13 protein-coding genes are annotated in these 12,380 nt (G+C 36.2%); 1 reads left to right on the forward strand and 12 read right to left on the reverse strand.

What is annotated here, in order from left to right; genetic code table 11:
• Positions 1–10: 10 nt before the first annotated feature.
• The 3 genes from AC27FM_RS01490 to AC27FM_RS01500 all read right to left on the reverse strand — a co-directional run bounded on the left by AC27FM_RS01490 (position 11) and on the right by AC27FM_RS01500 (position 2,374).
• Positions 11–607, reverse strand: a complete 597-nt coding sequence (locus tag AC27FM_RS01490) for a YpmS family protein (RefSeq protein ID WP_487085517.1) — start codon at positions 605–607, stop codon at positions 11–13.
• Between the two features lie 2 nt (positions 608–609).
• Positions 610–1,458: a GDSL-type esterase/lipase family protein gene (locus AC27FM_RS01495; protein ID WP_487085518.1), complete on the reverse strand. Its 849-nt coding sequence runs from the start codon at positions 1,456–1,458 to the stop codon at positions 610–612.
• 73 nt (positions 1,459–1,531) lie between these two features.
• Complete coding sequence (locus AC27FM_RS01500; protein WP_487085520.1) at positions 1,532–2,374, reverse strand: DegV family protein; 843 nt, start codon at positions 2,372–2,374, stop codon at positions 1,532–1,534.
• Positions 2,375–2,669: 295 nt separating this feature from the next.
• Here AC27FM_RS01500 and trhA point away from each other — a divergent pair, with 295 nt between their 5' ends.
• Positions 2,670–3,332 (forward strand): PAQR family membrane homeostasis protein TrhA, encoded by a 663-nt coding sequence (trhA, locus tag AC27FM_RS01505; RefSeq protein ID WP_487085522.1) that lies wholly within the window; start codon positions 2,670–2,672, stop codon positions 3,330–3,332.
• Here the strand turns inward: trhA and AC27FM_RS01510 are convergent.
• The 9 genes from AC27FM_RS01510 to cmk all read right to left on the reverse strand — a co-directional run bounded on the left by AC27FM_RS01510 (position 3,325) and on the right by cmk (position 12,347).
• The gene (locus tag AC27FM_RS01510; RefSeq protein WP_487085524.1) at positions 3,325–3,819 is read right to left on the reverse strand and encodes a dihydrofolate reductase; all 495 of its coding nucleotides are present in this window, start codon (positions 3,817–3,819) and stop codon (positions 3,325–3,327) included. The genes trhA and AC27FM_RS01510 overlap by 8 nt on opposite strands.
• Before the next feature lie 11 nt (positions 3,820–3,830).
• Entirely contained in the window at positions 3,831–4,787 is a 957-nt protein-coding gene (locus AC27FM_RS01515) for a thymidylate synthase (protein ID WP_487085526.1), read from the reverse strand.
• A 17-nt stretch (positions 4,788–4,804) separates the two neighbouring features.
• Positions 4,805–6,706: an ABC-F family ATP-binding cassette domain-containing protein gene (locus AC27FM_RS01520; RefSeq protein ID WP_487085528.1), complete on the reverse strand. Its 1,902-nt coding sequence runs from the start codon at positions 6,704–6,706 to the stop codon at positions 4,805–4,807.
• A 109-nt stretch (positions 6,707–6,815) separates the two neighbouring features.
• Entirely contained in the window at positions 6,816–7,280 is a 465-nt protein-coding gene (locus tag AC27FM_RS01525) for a hypothetical protein (protein WP_487085530.1), read from the reverse strand.
• Positions 7,281–7,338: 58 nt separating this feature from the next.
• On the reverse strand, positions 7,339–8,538 hold the full coding sequence (locus AC27FM_RS01530; protein WP_487085532.1) for a CCA tRNA nucleotidyltransferase: 1,200 nt from the start codon (positions 8,536–8,538) through the stop codon (positions 7,339–7,341).
• Positions 8,539–8,555: 17 nt separating this feature from the next.
• Complete coding sequence (locus tag AC27FM_RS01535; RefSeq protein ID WP_487085534.1) at positions 8,556–9,800, reverse strand: tetratricopeptide repeat protein; 1,245 nt, start codon at positions 9,798–9,800, stop codon at positions 8,556–8,558.
• An 85-nt stretch (positions 9,801–9,885) separates the two neighbouring features.
• Complete coding sequence (locus AC27FM_RS01540; RefSeq protein ID WP_010623460.1) at positions 9,886–10,161, reverse strand: HU family DNA-binding protein; 276 nt, start codon at positions 10,159–10,161, stop codon at positions 9,886–9,888.
• Between the two features lie 192 nt (positions 10,162–10,353).
• Positions 10,354–11,667 (reverse strand): ribosome biogenesis GTPase Der, encoded by a 1,314-nt coding sequence (gene der, locus AC27FM_RS01545; RefSeq protein WP_487085536.1) that lies wholly within the window; start codon positions 11,665–11,667, stop codon positions 10,354–10,356.
• A 20-nt stretch (positions 11,668–11,687) separates the two neighbouring features.
• Complete coding sequence (cmk, locus tag AC27FM_RS01550) at positions 11,688–12,347, reverse strand: (d)CMP kinase (RefSeq protein ID WP_487085537.1); 660 nt, start codon at positions 12,345–12,347, stop codon at positions 11,688–11,690.
• Positions 12,348–12,380 lie beyond the last annotated feature (33 nt).

A 12,380-nucleotide genomic window follows, 5' to 3' on the forward strand; every position in this document is an offset into this window, starting at 1 on the left:
TAAAATATAATTATTGTTTACTAGTTATCTTTTTATTCATAATATCAAATTGTAGCTTGTTCTTCTTCAAATCTATCTTTTTAGCACGAATACCATAACCTTCTTTGGTAGTGTACTTTGTAAATTTCAACAAGATTGTTTTATCTTTACTATTCACACTGACCCATTCCGGAATTTTAAAACTATTATTGATATAATTCATAACAAAACCAATAGGTAATGATAGATCACCGATCTTAATCGCTTTAGCCTTTAATAAAACATCCCCATTAGTCTTTGCATATGGCAACATAACTAATGTAAAGTGAATTTTAGAGCCTAAAAATGCAATCGCACCAGTTAATTCTGCATCATTTTTTAGCTTTAACTGATATTCAGTTTTACCATCGTTCAAGGTATTTTTTAGATAATACTGTGCCATTTTGTTGGCTTCTTTTTTGTTCATATTAACAGTAAATACCTTGTCATTTTCAGATCCAATGCTTGAAGATACTTGATAAGGTTCATTTGAAGATTTTAATACTTTTGTTCCTAGTATTCCAAAACCAACCACTAAAATGGCTATAAGTGCCAAAAATGCATATTTCCAATAATTTCTATTCTTCATAACTATTTGATCAGCCACTCCTTCGATGTATTACTTACTTCTTCAAAAACTCTAGCAGTCATCATATCATAACCTTTGGCGTTTGGATGGAAATGATCTTTTTTGTACAAATACGGATTAGTCCCATCTTCTTTGACTACTTTCATCGCCTTTTTGGACATATAAAGATTATTAATATTAATGAAGTAAGTATCATTCACAGTTGAGGCGACTTGTGCTGAACTCTTATTCCAATTAATAAATGCCGTTTTAGCACCCTTAACATTCGATAGATAAATACTAAACGGATTATAAATACCGATTAAATAAATCGGTGCATCTTTATTATAACTTCTAATGTCAGACAAAAGTTGCTTCAATCGTTCATCAAATTGTGTTTGTTCATTATCGATGTCAGTAACAGTCAAATCAATTCCTTTACGCTTCAATAGATGCATAAAGTCATTCCCGCCGACCGTTACAGTTATAATATCAGCCTTTGGAAGGTCCTTATGGATGTTATCGTCATTTTGTATTCTGGTCATAATTTGATTACTAGTATCACCAGAGACCCCATAATTATAAGCATTAGTTTTAACTTTGTATTTGTCATGAACTTTTTGCTTCAATCGAGTAACATACCCACCGCCGACTGACTTAGAATCACCGATACCCTCTGTCAATGAATCACCGATTGCTACTATATTAATGGTACTTTTCTTAGGAATTGCTTTCTTTTTCTTTTTAGCAACATTTTCAGTCTTATCTGACTGATTGCCAGTTTTAGATTGAGTAAAATAATAACCTAATCCTCCACCAATTGCTACTAAAATAACCACGATCAACGTGATAATAACGCTTTTTTTCTTCATATATTAATCCATCTTTCAAAAATAACTCATTTATAAACAAAACTGGGACAAAACTATGTTTTGTCCCAGTCCTTTACTCTGTATAAAATTCAATTGCGAAAGCCCCTGATCCAGCATGAGTCGCAATAACTGGGCTAGTTACTCTGATCAGTAAAGGAACATCCGGTACAATTTCTTTTAGTTTGTCTTTTAATTCATTAACATAATCCATTTTGTCAACGTACGAAATGCCAATAGCCTTGATATTCTCAAGCGATTTAATTTCTTCCATAACATTGTTCATATATTTTTCAATCGTCTTACGACCACGTCCACGTTTAGCAATATCCAAACTGTTATTTTTCAGTGTCAAAACAAGGTTGATGTTCAACAACGTAGATAGAGTGCTGGCAAATCGGCTTAACCGACCGCCACGTAGAATATTTTCGATACTTGTGACACCCATGTATAAATACGTATGCTCACGAAGCACTGCGATGGATTGTTTGATCTCATCCATGGACTTGCCTTCCTGTGCGAGTTTAGCAGCGTGGATAACTTGGAATGCCAAGGCGCGATCAGTAAATTCAGTATCGACTACTTCCATATGACGATCTGTCATTTCGGCAACTTGTCTAGCCGCATTAACAGTTCCACTGATTGCTTCAGTCATATTCAGTGATAAAATGTCAGTGTAATCAGAAGGGACCTCATCAATAACACTCATGAAGGTACCAATGGACGGTTGCGATGTTTTCGGTAACTCATTGGAAGAATCCATCTCTTTAACAAACTCTTCACGAGTAATGTCGACACCATCAGTATAAGTATTACCATCAATGTTTATTGTAAGTGGAACGACTCCAATATCGTACTTCTCAACTTCTTCTGGAGTAATTTGTACCGACGAATCGGTAAGGATTTTTACTTTGTTCATTTTATCCCTCTTTCATAGGGTTTTCATTATTATCGATTAAATTATAACAGATTTGAACCACTATATTAAATGTTATTGATATATCAACGTTTTTAAGATTACATTTAAATGCTCTTTTGCAAAAACATATTCATAAATTTTAACATCTTCTATTATTATATTATACTTAATCAAATTATTGAAAATAAAAATATGCTTTCAACATATTAATTGAAAGCATTGATTTATTATAGTTGTCGGTTACTTATTAACGATAACTACGTTAGAATGAGATTAAGATATTAGAAAGTTGGTCTTGAAATTGACTAAAAATGTTAAAGCATTCACTAGAAAGTATCTAATTACCAATGAAATATTTAGTGCCGTAACCCACGGTATCGGTATCGTCTTAGCAATTATCGGTGCAGTCTTTCTACTGATAAAAGGATTCAAACGAGGTGATCCCGTGGAGATCACAGCATATTTTATTTATGCGTTCACATTATTTTTTTTATATCTGAGTTCAACGCTCTTCCACAGTCTATACTTCACCAAGGCTAAGCGTGTATTTCAAATATTCGACCACAGCTCAATCTTTTTGATGATTGCGGGTACCTACACTCCATTTTGCTTAGTGGCCTTACGCGGCTCAGCATTTGGTATTGGCATACTATCGTTCATCTGGGTTCTAGCAATCCTAGGTATCTTATACAAGATATTTAACGTTGGTAGGTTCAAATACTTAGAGACATTATTGTATGTCTTTATGGGATGGGCGATAATTATCGCCATGAAGCCTCTGTATCATTCCATCGGAGCAACCGGTATTTGGCTATTAGTTGCTGGTGGTGTGGCGTTCACGTTAGGAGCAGGAATCTATTTAATCAAGAATCTCAAGTTCGTCCACGTTATCTGGCACATTTTTGTTATGATCGGTACTGCATTGATGTACTTCTCAGTTTATTTCTATGTTAATTAATTTTATCGTAAGTTTCGAAGGTATATGGATAGATATTCTCATCATCCACAATACCTTCTTTTTTTTCGGTCAATTCGAACTTGTCATAGTCCAAGTCGATCATCTTTACGTCACCGGTAAACTCGTGGTCGATCCGTGTTAAATACAATCTGTCTACATCGTCTTTGAATAAGTCAAAAATACCAGCACCGCCAATTACCATAACTTCGGCATCATTATCAACATACTCACTCAATTTTTCTTTATCAGAAATCAAAACAACTGAATCTGGAACTTGATAATCCTTATTACGTGAAATAACGATATTCAATCGATTGGGGAGTGGACCATTGGGAAAACTCTCAAAAGTTTTACGTCCCATCACGATCGTATGATGTGCTGTCACATCCCTAAAATGTTGTAGATCCTTTGGCATCGACCACGGTAAACTACCATCCTTGCCGATAATGTGATTTTTATCTTCTGCCCATACAAAACTAATAATCATCTGTCTTCTCCTTATACGGCAACAGGTGCCTTAATTGCTGGTTCTGGATTATAATCATTTACTTTAATATCGGATACATCTAGTTCAAAGATGCTCTTATCCGAATTGATTTCTAATTGTGGACCTTCATGAGGTTCGCGAGCTAATTGCGTCTTAACTTGGTCAAGATGGTTCAAGTAAATGTGTGCATCACCAAGCGTGTGGACAAAATCTCCGACTTCCAAACCTGTCTCACGTGCAATTAAGTGTGTCAACAACGCATAACTAGCGATATTGAACGGCACACCTAAGAACAGGTCTGCACTTCTTTGGTATAGTTGACACGATAACTTACCATCATTGACATAAAATTGAAATAACGTATGACATGGAGGTAATGCCATGGATGGCACATCTTCAGGATTCCAAGCACTGACTATCATTCGACGAGAATCAGGTGTGTTCTTAATTTGATCGATCACATTCTCGATTTGATCAATAATACCACCATCACGTGTTTGCCAATGACGCCATTGTGCACCATAAACAAATCCTAAATCACCAAATTTATTTGAAAATTCATCATCTTCAAGAATATTTTTATCAAACCGTTTCTTTTGAATCTGATATTCTTTAGCGAAGTCATCATCGATCAAACTTCTACGACCAAAATCAGTCATATCGGGTCCTTTGTATTCATCGCTTTCGATGTATTTTTTAAAAGCCCACTCATCCCAAATATGATTCTTGTGCTGTAACAAATAACGAATATTGGTATCACCGTGTAAGAACCACAGTAGTTCACTCTTAATTAATCCAAAAGGAACTTTTTTAGTTGTTAAAAGCGGAAATGATTTAGATAGATCAAACCGCATTTGATAACCAAAGGTACTGATCGTGCCGGTACCAGTACGGTCACTTTTTTTATGTCCATTATTTAATACATAATTTAAAAGGTCCAAATATTGTTGCTCATTAGTATTCGTCATAATTTCTCCTTCAAGCTCTACTCGAATTGACCTAAGTATTCCCAACGTTCCATTAACTTATCTGCTTCAGTATTTTTTTCATCCAGTTGACGTTGAAAATCCATCAACTCTTGGTATCCATTGGAGTCATCATTAAGTTGGTCTTTCAAAGTTGCAATCTCATCATCGATTTTTTCGATTTGAGGCTCTAGCTTATCAAACTCCATTTTTTCGGCGTAAGTTAACTTAGTTTTCTCTTGTTCTTTTTTCTCAATAATACTTTCTTCTTGTTTCTTCTCTTTAGCTTCATGGTGTTTAGCCTGAGCTTGTTCATTCATCTTTTTAAGGTATTCTGAATAAGAATCATAGCTTTCTTTGATTTTTCCATTGCCTTCAAAGATCAATAATTTGTCCGCAGTTTTATCTAGGAAATACCTGTCATGTGATACTGCCAAAACAGTACCTTTGAAGCTCTCCAAATAATTTTCCAAAATTGTCAGTGTTTCGATATCAAGGTTGTTGGTTGGTTCATCAAGTAATAACACATTCGGTTGGTTCATTAAAATAGCTAACAAATACAGCCGACGTTTCTCACCACCCGACAATTCACGAATAAAGGCACTTTGCATCTTGTGGTCAAACTTGAACGTATCTAACAATTGTGAAGCAGACATTCTCTCGCCATCAGTATTACGGACATTTTGACCGATTCCTTCAAGATAAAGAATCACACGTTTGTCAGGATCCATATCTTCTGTATACTGCGTGTAGTAACCAATCTTAACTGTTTGACCAGTTTTGATTTCACCAGAGTCTAGTGGGATCTTATTGACGATCGTATTCAAAAAAGTAGTCTTTCCGGAGCCATTAGACCCAGTAACACCGATTCTATCGCCCTTAGTTATTAGATAACTAAAATCATCAATTATAACTTTATTATCAAACTTCAAGCTGGCATCTTTGATATCAAACACATCGTTACCTAATCGTTGCTGAGCAATGTCGATCGACATGTCTTTTTGCACGTCAGGTTTATCTTGTAAGTCTTCCTTTAAGTCCTTGAAGCGGTCGATACGTGCCTGTTGCTTCGTCCCACGAGCCTTGACACCTGCACGCATCCAATCTAGTTCCTTCTTGTACATCTGTGTCTTATGATGTTGTTCAGAGGCGTAAATCTCTTCTTTATCTGCCTTTTGTTGTAAGTATTTTTCATAATTACCATCATATTCAGTCACATTACGATTTTCTAGTTCAAAAATTCTTGTCGCAACCGTATTGAGGAAGTAACGATCATGAGTAACGAACAAAACTGAACCTTTATACTTATTCAAATAACCTTCTAACCAGTCAATCGCTTCATAGTCCAAATGATTAGTTGGCTCATCTAAAATAAGTAGATCCGAATCAGAGATCAGAGTTTGTGCCAGTGCCACACGTCTTTGTTGACCACCTGACAGATCAGAAACTTTTTTGTCCAATTCAGTAATTCCCAATTTGTTCAAAATTGATTTAACATCAGATTCCATTTGCCATGCTTCAGCCGCATTCATTTGTTCTTGCAACTTGAAAAACTCATCTTGAATTTTAGAATCTGTAGAATTGGCGTTAAATTTCGTCAACGAACGTTCGTATTTTCTGATGAGCTGGAATTTTTCACCACTACCAGCGAATACCGAGTCGATAACTGACAATTCTTCATCTAGTTCAGGTTGCTGAGTCAAATAAGTTATTTTGTAGTTTTTAGGTTTTTCGATTTCAATCGTGTTCAGATCTTCTGGACTAACGATTCCATCTAACAATGTGGTTTTACCTGCACCATTCAGTCCAAGCAAACCGATTCTATCACCTTCACCAATGGTGAAAGTAACATTTTTAAAAAGTGTTCTCTCGCCAAATGTTTTAGATGCATTTGAGATATTTAAAGTTTTCAAATAATTCACCACGTTAATTTTAATATAGTCATTCTCTGCTTATCTACAAAGATATCTTATTAATTATCACATAAAAATTGGCAAAACAAAAACCCCACATCTATGTGAGGCTTTTATTTTACAAACCTTTGTGATAAATATCGAAGACAGTATGATCTCTATCGATCGAGATGTATAGGTTACCTGTCTTAGCTGAGATGGTAGATGTTTGATAGACATTATCCAAACCTTCAGCATCCTTTTGTTTGAATGGGAAGTAAATTTGCATTGGTGCCTTATCCTCGTCATCTTCAAATACAAGGTCACATTTTTCAATATCTTGATACTTGATTACACGGTTGAACATACCATCATTCATTGCTGCTGTTGAAACATCAGCGTCCTTGATATAATCAGCATCTGGTAGAATTTCGATTCTGAAACGTTTGCATGGATGAATCTCTTGCATACGTCCACCAGAGATACGTCCATAACTAGTAGTTACACGAGCGATCCAAACATCACTCATTTCTCCGTGATCAACTGTCCAAGTATCACCATTTCTGAAGTAAAATTTCAATTCTTTGAAAACATGTTTAGTCATATATTACCATCCTTTCGAATACTAAATTACTTACTAAGATTATGATACCACAGCAACCCTATTCACTTAACAAATAATGTTCCAAATTATCAAAATTATTGTAAACGGTTCCTTCCACGACCTTACGCTCTATTTCAGACATGTATTTTCCGATTTCTGGACCCGGTTTTATATCCAATATCTTGATAATATCATTTCCACTGATTGCTAAATCTCGACTAGATTTGATGGGAATATTATGTACACTCTCAGTCAATGCTTTTTCATCAATTTCGATCTGGAATAATTTACACAGGCTGACGACGCGATCAAAATTTGATACACCGGCACAATAAATACCCCACAGATCAAAATCACCATCTCTGAATTGTTTTAGCATTTTATCAGTAGCCACACTGGCCTCACGAGACTTATTGGAGACTTTCCAATCACGAAGCATCCTGTTGAATTGTTTTGGTGTCAATTCCATTGCATAACCAATGGCTGTCCAAGCGGCCTCTTCATCTATAAATGGTAAATTTTCCAAATTCAGCAACTTTATTAATTTATCATGTTGATTCTTAAATGATGGACAGTATTCTGACAAATCCAACTTCAAAAAGTCAGCGAATCCAGTCTGCCAAGCTTTACCGAGCATCAGTTTGATGAATTCTTCCCTGATTCGTTCGACGGCAATTTTCTCCAACAAATATGCATTATCTTCGATTGCTTCGGCAGTTTTAGCTTCAACCGCAAAATTTAATTGTGATTGGAATCTAACCGCCCTCATCATCCGTAGAGCATCCTCATGGAACCTTTCCTCAGCCTTGCCGACTGCTCGAATTATATGCTTGTCCAAATCACCCAAACCGTCAAACTTATCGATCACATTTCCATTTCGATCGACGGCCAATGCATTGATAGTAAAGTCTCTACGCTTGAGATCATCTTCCAACGAACGAACAAAAGTCACTTGATCAGGTCGCCGAAAGTCTTGATAACCTGACTCGGTTCTGAAAGTCGTGATCTCATACGAATCTTCACCGATCAGAACTGTGACTGTCCCATGTTGAATACCAGTATCCACCGTCCGTTTAAAAATAGATTTAATTTCTTCTGGATACGCACTTGTAGCAATATCTACATCGTGAATCGGTAATCCTAATATGTGATCACGCACACTTCCCCCAACAAAATAAGCCTCAAAACCTGCTTTTTCAATTTCTTCTAGAACTGGTAACGCCTGTTCAAAATCTGAAGGAAGTTGTTCAATTCGCATATAATTACCTCACTAAGTTAAATTTGATCCATTAGTTCTTGCATCTCATCATTATCTGGATCTTGCTTTAAGTACAATGTCAATGCTGCCTTGAGAGCGTCTTTGTCGCCACTACTACGCAAGATTTCAATCACATCAGTCAAATAGTCCAGATTATCTTTGTAGTCGTCTAAGACTAACAAGATATTTTCTTGTGCCTTAGCTATATCAGATGTTTCAAAATATGATTTAGCTAGGTTCCAAATTAATTTAGGATTACCATTAACTTCAACACCATCCAATAAGTCCAAGTTGTTTTTATATTGACCATGTGTAACGTAAAAATCACTCAAACGGATAATTAATGGCATCGGTCTTTCGACTGTCTTGATACCTTCTTTGATGATCGACAATGCTTCAGCCGGTTCATCTGAAACTCCAGAATCAAAGGCAATCTGATACAGTCTTTCATCTAGTTCATTTAAGTTTATCCCTAATTGAGCATACTTAAACGCATCTTGATTCTTCTTGATATTCAAGTAGTCTTCAGCCAAAATCTCATATGCAGTTGGATAGTCACGATTAGTCTCAAGTAGTTTTTCCAATGTACTAATAGACTTATTATAATCCTTTACTTGATTATACAAAAATCCTAGTTGATATTGCGCATCTTCATTCAATTCAACCGCATTTAGTTTTTCAAATTCTTCAATCGCTTCTTCATACTGACCATCTCCAGCTAAAGAACTAGCCTTACGCAATACGATCGAAATACCCGAATAGTTAGTTATATCTTCATCTAAGAGCATGTCATAGTATACTAACGCCTTACTGAAGAGATTCTCATCAAAATACAATTCTGCTAACGCAAACTTGAAAACATCTTCCTCAGGATAACTTCTAATACCGGTCAATAATTTTTGCTCACTGACTTCGTACAAAGCCTGAGATTGATAAATATCAGCTGAGACTAGCAAGCTCTCAGCATATGCTGGTGAATCAGGACTGATCTGTGATATATAATCCAACGCCTGATCTGAATCTCCATCTGAAACAGCTATTTCGGCTAATCTAGAAAGAATCTGACCCTCATCTGGATAATATACTAATAAATGCTCATAAATCGTCTTTGCCTGTACTGAGAGCCCACGGCTCATCAATGTCTCAGCTAACGAAAATTGTGTCTGATCGTCGTCTTGTTCAAGTGATTCTTGGATTAAACTGTCTACCTTAGTAAAATCACCGGCATCAATCGTATCCATTACTTCATCTGCTTTAGTCAAATTACTTCCCCCGTTTTTCACTTATTACTATTTATTTATATTTGCATAAAAAAAGACGGTCAACCGACCGCCCCCAAAATTAAAACTATTTAACTGAATCCTTCAAAGCCTTACCTGGCTTGAATGCTGGAACCTTGCTTGCTGGGATCTTAATTTCTTCACCAGTTTGTGGGTTGCGGCCTTTACGAGCTGCACGTTGACGTACTTCAAAGTTACCAAAGCCAATTAATTGAACCTTGTTACCCTCTGATAAGTTTTCTTGGATACTTTCAAAAACAGCGTCAACTGCTGAAGTAGCATCTTTCTTTGTTAGGCCAGTCTTACTTGCAACACTGTCAATAAGTTCTGCTTTATTTGCCATACGTAATACCTCCGGAGATTTGTATAATTTTAGAACACATGAACGACGACTGTGTTCATCATTCCATTAACAAAAGTACCATAGCACTAGGGTTGTGGCAAGCTTTTACGCTCTAATTTAGAATAAAAATCTAAATCTTTGCAATTAATATAAATATATTTATAAAAACGCTCATTTTGCCGCCGTTTAGGGCTATTTGCGCTTTCTCGGCAAGATTTTAATTGGAGTTCCTTCGAAATCGAAAGTCGCTCTCAATTGGTTCTTTAAAAATCTTTCATAAGAAAAATGTAATAGTTCATTGTCATTTACGAAGACAACAAATGTTGGTGGTTGAACAGCAACTTGTGTCATGTAGTAGATTCTCAATCTCTTACCATTAACAACTGGTGTTGGTGCAATAGAAGTCGCACGTAATAATAAGTCGTTTAAAACAGCAGATTGAATACGTCTCTCACGATTATCATAGACTCTAGTTACAAGTTCAGGAATTTGATCTAATCTTTGACCCTTCGTTGCCGAAGTAAATAGGATCGGAGCATATGATAAATACTGGAACCCATCTCTAATTTGGTTTTCAAAGTCCTTCATAGTGTGATTATCTTTTTTGAGAGTATCCCACTTGTTGACAACAATAATGACACCTTTACCGGCATTATGGGCGTAACCAGCTACACGCTTATCTTGTTCACGAATACCTTCTTCAGCGTTCAAAACAACACAAACGACGTCTGACTTATCGATTGCACTCAATGCTCTCAAGACAGAGTATTTTTCAGTATTTTCGTAAACTTTACCACGTTTTCTAATACCCGCCGTATCGATCATCGTAAAGTCTTTGTCTAATTTTTCATCGTGATACTTAGTATCGATCGCATCACGAGTCGTTCCTTCAATATTAGAGACGATTACTCGTTGATCACCAAGAATTGCGTTAACTAATGATGACTTACCAACGTTGGGACGACCGATGAAACTGAACTTAACAGTTTCATCTTCCTCATCCTTGTCATCCGTTGGAAAGGCCTTAACGATCTCATCAAGCAAGTCACCGATACCTGTACCTTGAGCACCAGAAATCGGATTAGGATCACCAAATCCTAGTGAATAAAAGTCATAGATATTTTCTCTTTGTTCAGGGTTATCTGCTTTGTTAACCGCTAGAATGACTGGTTTTTTGGTACGATAAAGGATCTTAGCAACATCCTCATCTTCCTTAGTAACACTATTTTGACCATTCACGATAAATACAATGACATCTGCTTCGTCAATTGCGATTTCAGCTTGATTCTTGATCTGAACTGTCATAGGTTCCTCGCTCATATCAATACCACCAGTATCGATCAAACGAAATTCCTTACCTAGCCAACTTGCCCGTGAATAGATCCTATCACGAGTAACACCAGGAGTATCCTCGACAATACTCAATCTCTCATTGATGATTCTATTAAAAATTGTTGATTTACCAACATTTGGACGCCCAACTAAAGCTACTACTGGAACTGCCATAAATCTACCTCCCTACATTTCTATTTTTTACTATTAATGATTTTTGTAATCTGTGCGACAACTTGCTCAATATTCATATCAGAAGAATCCACTTCAATTGCATCCTCAGCCTTTTTGAGCGGAGAAATCTTACGATGTGAATCTTTATAGTCACGAGCCGCTATTTCATCTTTTAAAACCTCTAGTGACGTGTCAATACCACGTTCGATGTTTTCTTTGTACCTGCGTTCAGCACGAACGGCAACACTTGCAATTAAAAATATCTTAACATCCGCATCTGGTAATACCGTTGTACCAATATCTCGACCATCCATAACAATATCGATATCACCGGCCATTTGTCGCTGCATCTCTACTAATTCAGTTCTTACTTCTTTGATGGCTGACACTTGCGAAACATTATTAGTAATATCTTCCGTTCTGATTGCATCAGAGACATCCTCATCGTCAAGAAAGACATGTTGTCCATCATCTTCGTTAATAAAATGAATTTTATGTTCACTCATTAATTGTAAAATACTAGAGCTATCACCATAATCCACATTATTCTTTTTTGCAAGCAATGTGACTGCTCGATACATCGCACCAGTATCACAATAAACAAAACCTAAATTTTTTGCAATTAATTTAGCAATTGTACTTTTTCCAGCTGACGCTGGACCATCTATAGCTATCTGCATAATTTTACTCCCTATTTAAACAAAGCAACTGGG

This window comes from Companilactobacillus sp. y65-5 (assembly GCF_057541095.1).